Source organism: Kitasatospora griseola, from assembly GCF_014648555.1.
Taxonomy (GTDB): Bacteria; Actinomycetota; Actinomycetes; order Streptomycetales; family Streptomycetaceae; genus Kitasatospora; species Kitasatospora griseola.
The window spans coordinates 80,549-96,500 of the sequence record NZ_BMRI01000029.1 but is presented as its reverse complement, the minus strand read 5'-3'; the positions used below and the strand labels follow the sequence as shown (position 1 = coordinate 96,500).

General features: G+C 73.1%; 13 protein-coding genes. 8 read left to right on the top strand and 5 right to left on the bottom strand.

Annotation, left to right across the window (positions count from 1 at the left end; all coding sequences use genetic code 11):
• Positions 1-165: 165 nt before the first annotated feature.
• On the bottom strand, positions 166-1,539 hold the full coding sequence (locus tag IEZ12_RS28220) for a S53 family peptidase (RefSeq protein ID WP_373295537.1): 1,374 nt from the start codon (positions 1,537-1,539) through the stop codon (positions 166-168).
• A gap of 250 nt (positions 1,540-1,789) precedes the next feature.
• Here IEZ12_RS28220 and IEZ12_RS28215 point away from each other — a divergent pair, with 250 nt between their 5' ends.
• Positions 1,790-3,208: an acyl-CoA synthetase gene (locus tag IEZ12_RS28215; RefSeq protein WP_189275814.1), complete on the top strand. Its 1,419-nt coding sequence runs from the start codon at positions 1,790-1,792 to the stop codon at positions 3,206-3,208.
• 133 nt (positions 3,209-3,341) lie between these two features.
• Positions 3,342-4,385 carry an NUDIX hydrolase gene (locus tag IEZ12_RS28210; protein WP_189275812.1) on the top strand — a complete coding sequence of 348 codons (1,044 nt, stop codon included), beginning with the start codon at positions 3,342-3,344 and terminating at the stop codon, positions 4,383-4,385.
• Positions 4,386-4,678: 293 nt separating this feature from the next.
• Here the strand turns inward: IEZ12_RS28210 and IEZ12_RS28205 are convergent, their stop codons facing one another.
• Positions 4,679-5,224: a carboxymuconolactone decarboxylase family protein gene (locus IEZ12_RS28205; protein ID WP_189275810.1), complete on the bottom strand. Its 546-nt coding sequence runs from the start codon at positions 5,222-5,224 to the stop codon at positions 4,679-4,681.
• 289 nt (positions 5,225-5,513) lie between these two features.
• Here IEZ12_RS28205 and IEZ12_RS28200 point away from each other — a divergent pair, with 289 nt between their 5' ends.
• On the top strand, positions 5,514-6,722 hold the full coding sequence (locus IEZ12_RS28200) for a geranylgeranyl reductase family protein (protein ID WP_189275827.1): 1,209 nt from the start codon (positions 5,514-5,516) through the stop codon (positions 6,720-6,722).
• A gap of 119 nt (positions 6,723-6,841) precedes the next feature.
• On the opposite strand, the gene IEZ12_RS28195 is transcribed toward IEZ12_RS28200, so the two are convergent.
• A complete protein-coding gene (locus IEZ12_RS28195) occupies positions 6,842-9,124 on the bottom strand; it encodes a glycosyl hydrolase family 18 protein (RefSeq protein ID WP_189275808.1) in 2,283 nt (760 codons plus the stop codon).
• Between the two features lie 171 nt (positions 9,125-9,295).
• Between IEZ12_RS28195 and IEZ12_RS28190 the strand changes: the two genes are divergently transcribed.
• On the top strand, positions 9,296-9,934 hold the full coding sequence (locus tag IEZ12_RS28190; RefSeq protein WP_189275806.1) for a putative DNA-mimic protein: 639 nt from the start codon (positions 9,296-9,298) through the stop codon (positions 9,932-9,934).
• Between the two features lie 7 nt (positions 9,935-9,941).
• On the opposite strand, the gene IEZ12_RS28185 is transcribed toward IEZ12_RS28190, so the two are convergent.
• Positions 9,942-10,928 carry an ArsR/SmtB family transcription factor gene (locus IEZ12_RS28185; protein WP_229848178.1) on the bottom strand — a complete coding sequence of 329 codons (987 nt, stop codon included), beginning with the start codon at positions 10,926-10,928 and terminating at the stop codon, positions 9,942-9,944.
• Positions 10,929-11,011: 83 nt separating this feature from the next.
• Between IEZ12_RS28185 and IEZ12_RS28180 the strand changes: the two genes are divergently transcribed.
• Positions 11,012-12,268, top strand: a complete 1,257-nt coding sequence (locus IEZ12_RS28180) for an MFS transporter (protein WP_189275804.1) — start codon at positions 11,012-11,014, stop codon at positions 12,266-12,268.
• 62 nt (positions 12,269-12,330) lie between these two features.
• Here IEZ12_RS28180 and IEZ12_RS28175 read toward each other — a convergent pair whose 3' ends face one another.
• Positions 12,331-13,521: a glycoside hydrolase family 19 protein gene (locus IEZ12_RS28175; protein ID WP_043909054.1), complete on the bottom strand. Its 1,191-nt coding sequence runs from the start codon at positions 13,519-13,521 to the stop codon at positions 12,331-12,333.
• 196 nt (positions 13,522-13,717) lie between these two features.
• On the opposite strand from IEZ12_RS28175, the gene IEZ12_RS28170 reads away from it, so the two are divergent.
• The 3 genes from IEZ12_RS28170 (at position 13,718) to IEZ12_RS28160 (ending at position 15,907) form a co-directional block, all read left to right on the top strand.
• Positions 13,718-14,482 carry an enoyl-CoA hydratase family protein gene (locus tag IEZ12_RS28170; RefSeq protein ID WP_189275802.1) on the top strand — a complete coding sequence of 255 codons (765 nt, stop codon included), beginning with the start codon at positions 13,718-13,720 and terminating at the stop codon, positions 14,480-14,482.
• Positions 14,483-14,586: 104 nt separating this feature from the next.
• Positions 14,587-15,354 (top strand): acyltransferase, encoded by a 768-nt coding sequence (locus IEZ12_RS28165; protein ID WP_043909052.1) that lies wholly within the window; start codon positions 14,587-14,589, stop codon positions 15,352-15,354.
• A gap of 220 nt (positions 15,355-15,574) precedes the next feature.
• Positions 15,575-15,907 carry a hypothetical protein gene (locus IEZ12_RS28160; RefSeq protein ID WP_189275800.1) on the top strand — a complete coding sequence of 111 codons (333 nt, stop codon included), beginning with the start codon at positions 15,575-15,577 and terminating at the stop codon, positions 15,905-15,907.
• Positions 15,908-15,952 lie beyond the last annotated feature (45 nt).

Sequence of the window (15,952 nt, the reverse complement as noted above, 5' to 3'; positions counted from 1 at the left end):
TCTTCGAACTCGTCGACTACGGCGTCGTCGGCGACCTGTTCACCGTCCTCCCCCAGCTCACCACCGAGGTCAAGGCCCGCAAGGGCTGACCTGTCGAGGCTGAACTGCGGCGCGGCCCCCGGGAGTTGTCCCGGGGGCCGCGCCGTTTTTCGGGTCCGGCCAAGGTCAGCGGCCGGCGAGGGAGCGCACGAAGCGGTTGGCGTCGACGGTGCCGAGGCCGGACGCCAGGTCGTAGCCCTTGACGGCCTTGTAGCCGGTCACCGCGTCCCAGGAGTTGTCGCCCTCGGCGACGTCGGTGATGCCGCTCCACTGCGGGGGCAGCTGCGCCATCGCGTACATCCGCGGGTTGAGCTGGCCGAGGCGGTGCCCGGCGAGCTGGTCGGCGAGCGCCACGATGCCCGAGAAGATCGGGGTGGCCTCGCTGGTGCCGCCGGTCAGGTGCCAGCCGACCCGGGTCGGGTCGTAGGACTCGTACGTCCAGGCGGCGCCGTCCACGGCCGCGCTCATCGAGATGTCCGGGGTGCCGCGGTGGTTGCCGGTCACGTTCGCCACGCCCGCCTGGTACCAGGGGCGCTCGAAGACGCCGGAGACGCCGCCGCCGGCCGCGCCGTAGTCGTCGTGCCAGACCTTGTCCGGGGCGGTGCGCTTCCCGCTGTTGTCCAGGGTCAGCTCGGTGCCGCCGACCGAGGTGACCAGCGGGTCCGCGGACGGCCAGGAGTTCACCCGGTACGGGTACAGGTCGGTGCCGTTCTCCATCGCGTCGGTGGCGCCGTTGTCGCCGGAGGCGGCGAGCACCGTGACGTCCTTGGCGGCGGCGAACCTGAAGGCGTACCGCAGGCTCTCGATCGACTTGAAGTCGCCCTTGTCGAAGCCCGGGAAGGTGTTCTCGGTGGCGCCGAAGCTCTGCGAGATCACGTCCACGTCGCGGTGCTGCATGAGCGCCTTCTCGGCGTCCATCATCTCCGGCAGGCCGGTGACGCCCTCGGTCTCCGCGACGCCGGTCTCCACCAGCACGATGTGCGCGTCGGGGGCGACGGCGTGCGCGTACTCGACGTCCAGGGTGGTCTCACCGGCCCAGCCGGTGTGGTCCGGGTTGGTCGGGTCGAACACCGGGACGTCGCCCCACTTGACCACCTCGACCTGGGTGTCCGGGATGCCCCACTGCTTGTCGAACACCTCCAGGTCGTGCTGGATGGTCGGCGAGCCGAACGAGTCCACGATCACGATGGTGCGGCCCTTGCCCGTGACGCCCTGCTGGTACAGCGGGTTCAGGTTGTAGGCCTGGCGGTACTGCAGCGGCGAGTAGCAGTGGATGCCGATCTGCGACACGCAGTCCGAGGTCGATATCGGCGCGACCCGGCCGACCGCGTCGATGTGCCCGGCCGAGGCGGGACGCAGGTGGAAGGCGGCCGGCAGGTGCAGGTCGGCCGCCGTCCGGGCGGTCGCGGTGGCGCCGGTCAGGGCGGTGGCCCCGACGGCGAGCAGCGCGGCGGCCCGCAGCGCGGTGGAGCGACGGGGACCCGCGGTGGCGGGGTGCATGCTCAAAGGGGACTCCTGGAGGAGACGGTTCCCGGCACGACCGGCCGGGGCGATCCCTATCCCACCGGTGCCGGCGAGGTCCGGCCATAGTCCGAGACGGGCGGTGGGGATGGTTCCGGTCGGCCACCGGATTCGGTAAAGGAATTGGAGCGATTCCGTAACGCCCCAGCTCAGCACGGACGGTGACGATCCGCCCGGCGGACGGGTCGCTGGTGTACTCCGGTCGCCCCGGCTCGTAGAGTCGGGCGGCATGGGACTGCTGACGGCACTGGACGGCGTGTACGGGGACCGCGCGGACGCGGTGGTGGTGAACAGCCTTGCGCTGTCCTGGGAGGAGTTGCTGCGCGCCGCCGGGGCGATCGCCGAGCGGGCCGCCGGGGCGCCGGCGCTGGCCGTGCTGGCCCGACCCGAGCCGGAGACCGTGGCGGCCGTGGTCGGCGGCCTGCTGGCCGGCGTCCCCGTGGTGCCGCTGCCTCCCGACTCCGGGCCGGTGGAGCGCGCCCACATCCTGCGCGACAGCGGCGCCACCCTGCTGGCGGGCACCCGTCTGCCCGAGGACGCCGAAGGGCTGACGGCCCTTCCGGTCCGGCTCACCGACCGGGCGAGCGGCCAGTGGCGGCCCGCCGCCGAGGACCCCGACCGGACGGCTTTCGTGCTGTACACCTCCGGCACCACCGGCGCCCCCAAGGGCGCGCTGATCCCGCACCGCGCCGTCGCCGCCGGCCTCGACGGCCTCGCCGACGCCTGGCAGTGGAACGCCGACGACACCCTCGTCCACGGCCTGCCGCTGTTCCACGTCCACGGCCTGGTGCTCGGCGTGCTCGGCGCGCTGCGCACCGGCAGCCGCCTGGTGCACACCGGCCGCCCCACCCCCGCCGGGTACGCCGCCGCCCGCGGCAGCCTGTACTTCGGCGTGCCCACCGTGTGGTCCCGGATCGCCGCCGACGCCGACGCCGCCCGAGAGTTGGCCGCCGCCCGACTGCTGGTGTCCGGCAGCGCCCCGCTGCCCGTCCCCGTCTTCGAACAACTGCGCCGGCTCACCGGGCAGGCCCCCGCCGAGCGGTACGGCATGACCGAGACGCTGATCACCGTCGCCACCCGCGCCGACGGCGAACGGCGGCCCGGCGCGGTCGGCGTACCGCTGCCCGGCGTGCGGACCCGGCTGATCGGCGAGGACGGGCAGCAGCTGCCGCACGACGGCGAGAGCGTCGGCGACCTCCAGCTCCAGGGCCCCACCCTGTTCGACGGCTACCTCGGACGGCCCGACGCCACCGCCGACTCCTTCACCGCCGACGGCTGGTTCCGCACCGGCGACGTCGCCGTCGTCGAACCCGACGGCTTCCACCGGATCGTCGGCCGCGCCTCCGTCGACCTGATCAAGAGCGGCGGCTACCGGATCGGCGCCGGCGAGGTCGAGGCCGCACTGCGCGACCACCCCGGCGTTCTCGATGCGGCAGTGGTCGGCGCCCCCGACCACGACCTCGGGCAGGTGGTGGTCGCCTACGTGGTCGCCGCGGGCGAAGATGTGACCGAACGTCAGCTGACCGACTTCGTGGCGCAGCGGCTGTCCGTGCACAAGCGCCCCCGCCGGGTCGTCCTGGTCGACGACCTGCCGCGCAACGCCATGGGCAAGGTGCTGAAGAAGCAGCTGCTGGAGCCCGGGCGGTAGGGGGTCCGTCCGGGGCGGGCAAGGCGGTCCTTTCAGGAGCCCGGGGAGTGGGTACCACTGGGGATGGCGTGGGGGCCCGGGCCCCGCGCTGCCCGGCGGACCGGCCGGGCCGGCACAGAGGGGCAGGGACGCTGTGATCGTCTGGGTCAATGGGGCATTCGGGGCGGGCAAGACGAGCGCCTGCCGAGAGCTGGCCGGGCTGCTGCCCGGCAGCGTGCTGTTCGAGCCGGACGCCGTCGAGGCGCTGCTCCGCGCCACCCTGCCGCCCGGCCGCCGGGCCGAGGTGACGGACCCGCAGGAACTGCCCGCGTGGCGGCGACTGGTCACCGAGACCGCCGCCGCGCTCGCCGACGAGACCGCCGGGCCCGTCCTGGTCCCGATCACGCTGCTGCGGCAGGAGCACCGCGACGAGATCTTCGGCTCGCTGGCCGGCCGCGGCCTCGCCGTCCACCACGTCGTCCTGGACCCCGTCGAGACGATCCTGCGCGCCAGGATCGCCACCCGCGAGGGCGCCCTCGACACGGCGCTGCGGCAGCGCGACCGGGAGGCGCTGCCCGCCTACCTCGCCGCCCGCGGCTGGCTGGCGGGCGACGCGCGCATGATCGACAACGGTGTGCTGACGCCGCGCCAGACCGCCGAGAGGATCCTCGACCTGGTGCGCAGCGGTGCGGCCCGCTGTCCGATCGTGCGCACCGAGGGCGGGAACGGCGACACCGTCGCCGCGGCCGTCCTGCTCTTCGACGACCGGGACCGGGTCCTGCTGGTCGACCCCGCGTACAAGCCGCACTGGGAGTTCCCCGGAGGCGTCGTCGAACGCGGCGAGTCGCCGACCGCGGCCGCCGTCCGCGAAGCCGCCGAAGAACTCGGCCTCCGGCTGCGCCCCGAGGAGCTGCGCCTGCTCGCCGTCGACTGGGAGCCGGGCAAGGGCCGCGCCCGCGGCGGCCTGCGACTCGTCTACGACGGCGGCCGACTCGGCCCCTCCGAGGTGCTGCGGCTGCGGCTGCCCACCGGGGAGCTCCGGGACTGGCACTTCGCGACGCTGCGGGAGGCCGCGGAGATGCTGCCGGCGGCGCGACTGCGACGGCTGGTGGCCGCGCTGGAGGCGCGGGCGGAAGGGGAGTTGAGGTACTTGGAGGGCGGGCGCCGGGCCGCGACAGGCGCTGCGCAGGCCCGGTAGTCGGGTGAGGGGACAGGAAGAGCACAACCAGGGGCGCGGGGAGATCCGCGCGAGCGGATGGGCGCGAGAACAGGGGCGCGTGGGGGTACCTCCCGGCCCGCCAGGGCTGGGGGAGAACTGCGCGACAAGCGCACGCCCGGCCGTAAGGTCGCGAGCACGTGCAGGTCATTGTCCTGCGTCGCGATCCTACGGACGGGGTGCCTTCCGCTGCGCGCAGTTCCGCCCCCTCGGCTTCGCCTGGGGGTACCCCCAGCGCCCCCGGTTGCGCGTCCGGTTTCCAGCCTGGCGCAGCCCTATTCGCCGGGCTGCGGGAGGTACCCGTGGTCGGAGAGGTGGGCGCCGATCATGCGGTAGACGGCGGGGTCGTCGGGGGTGATGGCGGCGAGGCCGTCGACGTAGCGGTTGTACATGCAGAACGCGGACGCGATCAGCACGGTGTCGTGGATGATCGTGTCGTCGGCGCCGACGGCCCTCGCGGCGGCGATGTCCTCCTCGGTGACGGACAGTCCGCTCTCGGCGACCTTGCCGGCGAGCTGGAGCAGGGCCCGCATCAGGTCGGAGACGGGGGCGGTCGCCAGGTCGGCCTGGACGGCGTCGACCAGGGCGAAGTCGCCCTCCAGGCGGTGCGCGGCGGTGGCGCCGTGCGCGGCCGCGCAGTAGCGGGTGCAGTTGAGCGACGACACGTAGGCGGCGATCAGCTCGCGTTCGCCGACGGACAACGCGGACTCGCCGCGCAGGAGTTGTTCGGCGAGTTCGCTCAGGCGCAGGCCGGATGCGGGGTTGAAGGCGAGCAGGCCCCGGATTCCGGGGTGGGGGGCAGGGAGCGCGATGTGCGGCATGGCCCTTACTGAACCGGTTCGGAGGGCCCTTGGCAAGGCCTTGACCTGCGGTTGTGCCGTCACAGCGGGTGTGCGGCCGGCCGGTTGGGCGCGGGTCGTCCGGCCGGGGTCCGGGAAGGGCGGGTCCTGGCCGGAGAGCGGGGCGGGCAGATTAGGATGGGCGACCGTGACTGACACCGGTAGCACCCAGGACCTGGATCCCGTCGAGCCGGTCGCGGCCCTTGCCGACGACGCCGGTGACGAGGCGTTGGACGTTGCGTCGGACGAGCCGTCGGCGGAACACGTGAGCATGGACGCGGAGGCGGACGCCGAGCGGGCCGCGCTGCTCGACGGGGTGTGGGACGTGGTGGTGGTCGGCGCCGGGCCGGCCGGCTCGTCGGCGGCGTACGCGGCCGCGACGCGGGGTCGGCGGGTGCTGCTGCTGGACAAGGCCGAGCACCCCCGGTACAAGACCTGCGGCGGCGGCATCATCGGCCCGTCCCGGGACTCGCTGCCGGCCGACTTCAAGCTCCCGCTGCAGGACCGGATCTCGGCCGTCACGTTCGCGCTGAACGGCAAGTGGACGCGCACCCGGCGCTCGAAGCGGATGCTGTTCGGCGTGGTCAACCGCGACGAGTTCGACCTCCGGCTGGTGCAGGCCGCCGAGCAGGCCGGCGCGGTGCTGGTCACCGGCGTCACCGCGACCGGCGTCGAGCAGCAGGGCGGCGACAGCCGGACCGTCTTCGTGACGCTGGCCGGCGGCGGGCGGGTGGAGGCGCGGGCCGTGGTCGGCGCGGACGGCTCCGCGAGCCGGATCGGCCGTCATGTCGGCGTCAGCTTCGACCAGATCGACCTCGGCCTGGAGGCGGAGATCCCCGTCCCCGAGTCGGTCTCCCGCGAGTGGGCCGGACGCATCCACCTGGACTGGGGTCCGCTGCCCGGTTCGTACGGCTGGGTGTTCCCGAAGACCGACTCCGGGACGCTGACCGTCGGCGTGATCTCGGCGCGCGGGCAGGGCGAGCGGACCAAGCAGTACCTGGCCGACTACATCCGGCGGCTCGGCCTGTCCGGGTTCACGCCGCTGGTGGAGTCCGGGCACCTGACGCGCTGCCGGGCCGAGGACTCGCCGCTGTCCCGCGGCCGGGTGCTGGTGGCGGGCGACGCGGCCGGTCTGCTGGAGCCGTGGACCCGCGAGGGCATCTCGTACGCGCTGCGCTCGGGTCGGCTGGCCGGCGAGTGGGCGGTGCAGGTCGCCGAGGCGAACGGGGCGGCGGACGTGCGGCGCCAGGCGCTGAACTACTCGTTCGCGATCAAGGCGGGCCTGGGCGTGGAGATGCGGGCCGGCAAGATCATGCTGGCCTCGTTCGAGAAGCGCCCGCACATGTTCCACGCGGCCGTCTCGCTGATCACCCCGGCGTGGCGGGCGTTCGCCCGGACCACCCAGGGGCACACCACGTTCGCGCAGCTCATGCGGGACCACCGGGCAGCGCGGAAGCTGGCGTCGATCGCCGGTCGCTAGGCTCGGCCGGAGTCGTGGATCCGCCCGGGGAGGGGAGTTCCCTCCTCGGGCGGATCCGTTCGGGTGGCGGGGCGCGGGGGTTGGGGTTCGGGGGGCTTCCCCGCGCCCCTGACAGGGGGTTACTTCAGGCCGGTGTCCAGGCTGTTCATCAGGGTGCCGGAGGGGGTGTCGCCGGACATCTCCCAGACCATGGCGCCCAGCAGGTTCCTGGACTTGAGCCAGGCGGTCTTCTGGGCGATGGACCAGGGGTCGTCGAAGGTCCACCACTGGCCGCCGTTGCCGGTGTAGCCGTAGGTGGAGACGGAGACCGGGTCGTGGTGGACGGTGAGGTTGGGCACCGAGGTGATCAGGTTGTTGTAGCCGCGGGTGCCGGCCTCCTCGGCGAACTGGCCGGGTGCGGCGCCGTTGGCGGCCTGCCAGGCGCCGTGGGCTCCGCCGTCGGTGACGTTCTGCCAGCCGCGGCCGTAGAACGGGAAGCCGATGGTGAGTTTGCGCGGGTTGACGCCGGCGTCGAGGTAGGTGTTGACGGCGTTCTCGACCGAGAAATGGAACGGGTAGGGGTCGGCCGGGTCGGTGTGCAGGTTGGCCTGCTGGCCGGTGCGGTTGGGCTCCCAGGAGTTGTCGGAGCCGGAGCCGTGGAAGTCGTAGCCCTGGACGTTGGCGATGTCGAGGTACTGGAAGATCCGTGAGAGGTCCCAGCCCTGGGCGATCTTGGCGGGGTCGGCGGGGGTGAAGGCGGTGAGCAGCCTGTGCGGGCCGCCGAGGGCGTCGAGCTGCCGGCGGAACTCGGCGAGCAGCAGGGTCAGGTTGGCCTTGTCGGCGGTGTTCCAGTGGTTGCCGGGGTGGCCGTCCGCGGAGCCGGGCCACTCCCAGTCGAGGTCGATGCCGTCGAAGATGCCCGCGCCGGTGCCGGGGCCGCCCGCGCCGTTGTAGGCGGGCAGGTTGCCCTTGATCCAGATGTCGATGCAGGAGGAGACGAGCTTCTTGCGGGAGGCGTCGGTGGCGGCCGCGTCGGAGAAGAACTTGGAGTACGTCCAGCCGCCGAGCGAGACCACGACCTTGAGATCGGGGTACTTGGCCTTGAGCTTCTTCAGCTGGTTGAGGTTGCCGCGCAGCGGCGACCAGCCGTCGTCGGCGACGCCGTCCACGGACTGGGCGGCGCTCATCGGCCGGGCGTAGTCGGCGTCGGCGTCACCGGCGCCGGTGCCCTGGTCGGGGTCCTCGGGGTTGGAGGTGGTGCCCTTGGTGACGCCGGCCAGGCAGGTCAGGTTGACCGGGTCGATGTTCTCGAAGGCGTAGTTGACGACGTCGAGCTTGGCGGCGCTGCCGGAGGTGTCGAGGTTCTTGACGAAGTACTGGCGGCCGTAGATGCCCCACTGGACGAAGTAGCCGACCCGGGTGTACTTCCCGGGTCCGGCGAGGTCGCCCGTGGTGACGGCGAGGGCGTTGGAGGCAGGGGAGTTGTTGTCGGCGGCGTCCCGGGCCCTGACCGTGAAGGTGTACGGGGTGGCGGGGGAGAGCTGCCCGACGGTGGCCGTGGTGGCGGTGACGGTCTGCACGAGGGCGCCGCCCTGGTAGACGTCGTACGCGGCGACCCGCTTGTTGTCGGTGGCGGCGTCCCAGGCGAGGGCGACGCTCGTGGAGGTGACGCCGGTGGAGCGCAGGTTGCCCGGGGCGGTCGGCGGCACGGTGTCGGTGGCCGGGTCGACGGTGGAGAAGAACACCGGGGTGCTGAGCGGGCCGGTGTTGCCGCGGGTGTCCTTGGCGCGGACGTTCAGGGTGTAGGTGGTCGCCGGGGTGAGGCCGGTGAGGGTGGTGGACAGGCCGGTCGCGGAGCCGAGGACCGTCGAGCCGTTGAGGATGTCGTACGAGGCGACCGGGAAGTCGCCCTTGCTCGCGGCGGTCCAGCTCAGCGCGAGGCTGTGCGCGGTGGCGTCGACCAGCGTCGGGGCGCCGGGCGCGGTCGGCGGGACGTCCGGGGTGCCGTCGCACTTGTCGCCGTTGACGCGGCAGTTGAGCGGCGCGGTGATCGGGCCGTTGCCGATGAACCAGAAGCTGTACGGCTCGGTGGAGCCGTTCGGCTGCACGGTCGCGTTGTAGTACGCGTTGGTGGCGACCACGTGGCTGCCGGTGGTGGTGGCCGTGCCGTTGTAGGTGCCGGTCATGGTGACGCCGGACGGCAGGTCGAACTCCAGCGTCCACCCGGTGACGGCGGTGGCACTGGGGTTCTTGACGACGAACGTGCCCTTCCACCAGGAGCCGTAGTTGTCGCTGGTGAAGGTGGCGGTGAGCTTGGCCGCGGCGTGCGCGGGGGTGGCGGCGAGCAGGGCGATCGGCAGGGCGAGCGTGGCCAGCAGAGCCAGCAGTCTGGCCCGGAGGCGCTTCCTGGAGCGGACGTGCATCGGTACTCCCTGTCTGGTGTGGGGGATTCCGTACAGGGGTGCCGGGGAGCCGGCAACAGGAGGGTAAATGGACTGGACCAACTCGTCAACAGGTCTATACCGGACGGAGGTTGACAGTCCGGCGGGGCCATGATCCACCGAGTGTCGGTGGTGGCAGGCAGGATCTCCGGCATGGGACTCGACGTGATGGTGGGCGCGCTGATCGGCGCCGAGGAGGACGTGGCGGACTGGTTCCGCGAGGAGTGCGCGACGATCGGCGCGGTACTGGAGCGCGAGGGCCTGCCCGGCTGGCAGGAGCCGGTCGACGGACCCCGGTTCAGCGACCGGGTGTGGGGGTACTCGGGGCTGCACACGCTGCGCCGCGTCGCCGCGCACCTGGCCGCGAACGGGCGGCTGCCCGAGCCGCTGGCCGAGGGCGACCGGGCCTCCGAGGACCCGGAGCTGCGGGAGGCCTACTACGACATACCGGACGACCCGGCCGGCCCGTTCGACCACCTGATCCACCACTCGGACTGCGAGGGCTACTACGTCCCCGTGGACTTCGGGCCGGTGCTGATCGACGAGGAGCTGTCCGGCGGGATGCTCGGGTCCTCGGTGCGGCTGCTGGCCGAGCTGAGGACCGTGGCCGAGGCGCTCGGCCTGCCCGCGGACCTCGACCCGTACGCGGACGAGGTGACCGCCGTGCTCGACGGCGAGGTCGCGGACCCCGAGGGCTGGCAGCGCTACGGCACCGAGTCGTTCATCTGCCTCCAGCTGATGCGGGCGGCCGAGCTGTCGGTGCGGACCGGCGCGGCGATCGCGTTCTGCTGACGCTCCGTCAAGGGCCGATCAGCTGCTCGGCGAGCGGGCTGCGCGCGTACAGCACCAGGCGGCCGTGCCGGGCCCGGGTGACCAGCCGGGTGGCGTGCAGGACGGCGAGGTGCTGGCTGACCGCGCCGGGGGTGACGCCCAGGCGGCGGGCCAACTCGGTGGTGGCGGTGGGCTCCTGGAGCAGCGCCAGGATGCGGGCCTTCGGGGTGCCGAGCAGCTGCTCCAGGGCCTGCGGCGCGGGCGGCGGGTCGGCCGGGCCGGTCAGGTTGCCCTGGCCGCGCGCCAGGTAGCTGATCGACGGGGTGAGGTCGGGGCCGATCGCGGTGATCGCGCCGCGTGCGAAGCAGGTCGGCAGCAGGGTCATTCCGCGCCGGTCCACCACGATGTCCAGGTCGCTGTCGCCCCAGTCGCGGTCGATGGTCAGCACCCCGTCCGTCCAGCGCAGCCGGTGGTCGAGGTCGGCGAACAGCCCGGCCGCGCCGCGCTCGGCCAGCACCCGCGCGCGGTGCACGATGTCGGCGTGCAGCACCGAGCGGGCGCGCGGCCACCAGGCGGGCTCCAGCACCCGCGTCCAGTACTGCTCCAGGGCGTCGGCGATCCGCCCGATCAGCTCCGCCGGGCGGTCGTCGAAGGCGGCCAGCAGCGGCGGCACCTCGCGGTCGTGCGGCCGGAAGGTGACGTCCAACTCGCGTCGCAGCCGGGCCGGTTCGAAGGCGCGGACGGCCGCCAGCTCGGCCGCGAAGTCCGGGAACGGGACGCTCGGGCGGGGTGTCATGAAGTCCGGCACGTACTTGTTGCTCGCCACCAGGGCGCGGAGCAGCGGTGCGTCCGGCAGCGCCTCGAAGGCCGGGCGCATCGCCTCGAACGCCGCCCCGTGCGGGTACTGGCCCGGGTGCGTCCACATCCGCAGGCTGAGCACCGTCTCCTGCAGCGGCGAGCAGGCGAAGTACGTGGCGGCCAGATCGGCCAGGCCCAGCCGGAAGCGCAGCACCACGGTGTTCCCCCTGTCCGGGCCCGAGGATTCAGGTCCGGGCTAAATCAATACCACGGGCGCTCCGTACCCGGTCTGATCGGGTCATGACCGCCACTGAACTCGCGGCCGACGAGGCCGCGTTGCCCAGCCATGCCCGGAGCCGGTTCGCCCGGCTGCTGCCCCAGGACCCGGCGCTGCGCCGGCTGTCCGTGATCACCCTGATCAACACGGCGGGCAACGGCCTGTCGATGACGCTGTCCGTGCTGTTCTTCACCCGCATCCTGGGTTTCGGGGTCGCGCAGGTCGGCGTGGTGCTGACCGTCGCGGGGGCGTTCGGGCTGGCGGCGGGCGTGCCGGCGGGCTGGCTGTCCGACCGGTTCGGGCCCAAGCCGGTGCTGGTGGTGCTGCTGGTGGTCCAGGGGGTGTGCGCGGTCGGGTACGTGCTGGTGCACGACCTGGCGGTGTTCGCGGTGCTGGCCTGCCTGCTGGCGGTCGCCGACCGGGGCGGCTCGGCGGTGCGCGGCGCGCTGTTCGCCGAGGTGCTGCCGGTGGACGGCCGGGTGGCGGGCCGGGCCTACCTGCGCTCGGTCACCAACGTCGGCATCTCGCTGGGCACCGTCGCGGCCGCGCTGGTGCTCCAACTCGACAGCCGGAGCGCGTACTTGACGGCGCTGCTGGTCGACGGCGCGACGTACGGCGTGATCGCGGCGATGTACCTGCTGCTGGTGCACGTTCCGCCGCGGACCGCCGAGCACGCCGCGAAGGCGAAGGCCGGGGGCGGCGTCATGGCGGTGCTGCGGGACGGCCGCTACCTGGCGATGACCGGCCTGAACGCGGTGATCACGCTGCAGTTCGTGATGATCGAGGTCGGCGTGCCGCTGTGGGTGGTGCGGGAGACCGACGCGCCGCGCTGGATGGTGGCCGGCGCCCTGCTGGTGAACACCGCGCTGGTGATCGCCCTCCAGGTCCGGGCCACCCGGGGCACCGAGGAGGTCGGCGCGGCCGCCCGAATCTTCCGCCGGGGCGCGCTGCTGGTGGCCGGCTCCTGCGCGGTGCTGGCGCTGGCCGCCGGCCTGCCCGGCTGGGCGGCGGCGCTGGTGATCGCCGCCGGTGTCGGACTCCAGGCGCTCGGCGAGGTGTACAGCCAGGCCGGCGCGTGGGCGCTCGGCTACGACCTGGCGAAGGAGCACGCGCACGGCGCCTACCAGGGCGTCTTCAACACCGGCATGTCGGGCGCGATGATGGTCGGCCCGGTGCTGATCACCTCGGTGGTGATCGCCCACGGCCCGGCCGGCTGGCTGCTGCTGGGCGCGCTGTTCGCGGCCGCGGGCGTCGGCATGACGATGCTGGTGCGCCGCTGACCCGGCAATTGCGACGGCGGGCGCGGGTGACGGACCGTCACCCGCGCCCGCCGTCGTACCGGCTAGCAGCTCAGGTTCGAGCCGGTCGGGACGCCGAGGATGGCGGAGAAGGAGGTGTAGGCGTTGATCCGGCTCTGGACCTGGGCGGGGTTGCCGCCGTTGCACTCCAGCGCGCCGTTGATGGAGCGGATGGTCTCGCCGAAGCCCTTGCCGTTGACCATGGCGTTGTGCGCGGTCATGGTGCCCGGGCCGTTCTGGGTCATCCAGTACCAGATGCCGGTCTTCCAGGCGACGGCCGCGTCGGTCTGCACCAGGTTCGGGTTGTTCAGCAGGTCGATGCCGAGCGCGTCGCCGGCCGCCTTGTAGTTGAAGTTCCAGCTCAGCTGGATCGGGCCGCGCCCGTAGTAGGCGGCCTGGCCGGCCGGGCAGCCGTAGGGCTGGGTGGTGTCGCAGTAGTGCGGGTAGTTGGCGGTGTTCTGCTCGACGACGTACACCAGCCCGCCGGTCTCGTGGTTGATGTTGGCGAGGAAGGCCGCCGCCTCCTGCTTCTTCACGGTGTCGGAGCCGGTGCCCGCGAACGCCGGGTAGGCGCTCAGCGCCGCGACCAGCCCGTTGTACGTGTAGAACGGGTTCCGGCTCGGGAACATCTGGTTGAACTGGGCCTCGGAGACCACGAATCCGCCCGGGTTGGGGCTGGTCGAGGTGCTGGTGGTGGGGCTCGGCGAGGGCTGGTCGTCGGCGCAGTTCGACGGGCTCCAGTACCAGGTGGAGATCGTCGGGTCGTAGCCCGGGTTGTCGTGGGTGGCGACGTAGAACTTGCCGTTGGGCACGTACTTGACCACCGTGCCGGTGGTGTACTGGGTGCCCGCCACCCAGACCTGGAAGGCGCAGACCGTCCCGGACGGCTTCGGGCTGGGCGAGGTGCCGGTGGAGGTCGGGCTCGGGCTCGGCGAGGTGCCGCCGCCGGTGCCGCAGGCGCCCTGGTCGGCCCAGACGCCCGAGCCGCCGGTGCTCGGCGTCTCGCCCTGGGTCCACCACTTGGCGTTCCAGTTGTGGCCGTTGTACGAGGCGGTCATGCCGCCGGTGTACACCTGCGAGGCCGCGTACGGGCTCGCGCAGGCGGTGGCGGCGGTGGAGGAGGTCGGCACCATGACGGCCAGTCCGGTGACGGCCAGTGCGCCGGTCAGCAGGGCGGCGATCCGGCCGCGGCGGGAGTGCGAACGGTGTGCGGCGAGTGTGCGGGTGGGGGACATCGGCCACTCCTTGTGGGGGGAACGAGCGGTGTGTCGAGCACTCAACCCAGGGTGACCGTTAACAGTCAATAGGTCTATACCTTAAGAGAATTGAGGGTGTGTACGCACGGGGTACTGGTCAGTCGGGGCGCTGTCGTGCCAGGGTGCAGGCGGACACCGCCCGACCCACCCTCAGCCGGAAGGCAGACCAGCCCAGATGACCAGCGAAGCTCCCCTCCTGCGCCGCAGCACCGCCGACGCCGTCACCACCCTCGAACTCGACTCCCCGCACAACCGCAACGCGCTCTCCACCCGGCTGATGGCCGAACTCACCCGCGGCCTGGCCGACGCCGCCGCCGACCCCGAGGTCCGGGCGGTCGTCCTCGGCCACACCGGCCGGGTGTTCTGCGCCGGCGCCGACCTCTCCGAGGCGACCGGCGACGACCCCACCGTCGGACCGCGCGGCCTGGTCGCCCTGCAGCGCGCCATCGTCGACTGCCCCAAGCCGGTGATCGCCCGCCTCGACGGCCACGTCCGGGCCGGCGGGCTCGGCCTGGTCGGCGCCTGCGACCTCGCCGTCGCCGGACCCGACTGCACCTTCGCCTTCACCGAGGCCCGCCTCGGCCTCGCCCCCGCCGTCATCTCGCTGCCGCTGCGCCCCAAGCTGGAGCCGCGCGCCGCCGCCCGCTACTACCTCACCGGCGAGACCTTCGACTCCGCCGAGGCGGCCCGGATCGGCCTGGTCACCGAGGCCGCCGACGACACCGGCGCCGCGCTGAAGACCGTGCTGGACGCGCTGCGGCTGTGCTCGCCGCAGGGCCTCGCCGAGTCCAAGCGGCTGGCCAACGCCGCCGTCCGGGAGTCCTTCGAGCGGCACACCGAGGAGCTGGTCGCCCAGTCCGCGCGGCTGTTCGGCTCCGAGGAGGCGCAGGAGGGGATGCGCGCGTTCCTGGAGAAGCGGCCCGCGCGCTGGGTGCGCTGACCCGGCCGGGTGCGCTGACCTGGGCGTACGCCGGAAGTTACCGGCCGGTGTGAGTTTGGTCCCGTTGCCTGCCGCGGGCCGCTGCCGGCCGATACGGTGAGCGCATGTCGATCGTCCGCGCGCTGCTGGGATCCGTCCGTGAGAGGTCGCGCCGGGCGGCCGGGCGCGCGGTGCACCGCGGCTGGCGCTGGGTGCAGGACGCCGGCGCCGTCAGCAACCGGAGCCCCGGGCCGTACCGGTTCGGGGAGCTCGGTGACGGCACCAAGCTGGCGTTCCCGCTCGGCACCGTGTTCAACGAGCAGTGGATCACCATCGGGCCGTTCTCCATCATCGGCGAACGCGTCACCATCTCGGCCGGCTTCCTGCCCGGGCTCGACCTCGGCCCCGAGCCGATCGTCCGGATCGGCGGCGGCTGCGTGATCGGCCGCGGCAGCCACATCGTCGGCCACCAGCAGATCGTGCTCGGCGACGACGTGTGGACCGGCCCGAACGTGTACATCACCGACCAGGCCCACGAGTACCGCGACACCGAACTGCCCATCGGCAAGCAGTGGCCGCGCAACGAGCCGGTCTCGATCGGCGCCGGCTCCTGGATCGGCACCGGCGCGGTGATCCTGCCCGGCGCGCGGCTCGGCCGCAACGTGGTGGTCGCCGCCAACTCGGTGGTCTCGGGCGAGGTCCCCGACTTCGCGGTGGTGGCCGGCGCCCCCGCCCGCCAGGTCCGCACCTGGAACCCCGAGGACGGCTGGCAGCCGCCGATCCGCCACGAGGCCCCGCGCCCCGTCCCCGACGGCGTCACCGCCGAGCAGCTCCGCGCCCTGGTCGGCTGGGACCTGCGCCTGCCCGGCGAGAACACCGCCCCCGAGGCGTAGCCGCCGGACGGAGCTCCGAAGGCCGTGGCACGGGGTGCAACGACCGTCACAGGTGGACAACACCCGAGACCGGGAGGGCCGGATCGGCGTGGTGGGGGCTGTCGAGTGGGGCAGGATGCTCCCTCGTGGATCTTGGAAGTGACGGGGTCGGGCCGCGGGGGCGCCGACAGGTCGCGTCCCGGGTCCATGCCAGCAGCTACCACGTCACCTGGAACCGACCATGCGCCTCAGCCGTGTCACCGCCGCCGCCCTGACGGCGGGCGCCGCCAAGGGCGCCACGTTCGTCTGCGGGCCCGACGTGCCCAGCGACGGCTCCTTCGAGGCGGTCGGCGAGCCCGAGGTCCACGACGTCGGCAACGACACCGAGACCCTGCTGCCGGACGAGAACCTGGAGGCCGAGGAGGTCGACGTGTTCGTCTTCATGAAGACCCAGGAGGCCTGCCTGCAGCACAAGCAGCCGGCCGCGCCGTACCGCTGCCACGGCAACCAGTACGCGGTGAAGCTCGACGCCAAGGGCGCGCTGCTGAGCGTCGCGCAGCTGTACAGGCCCTGACGGGGCCTCAATGACCGAACGGCGGCCTGGGCGCGTGGGGGCGTC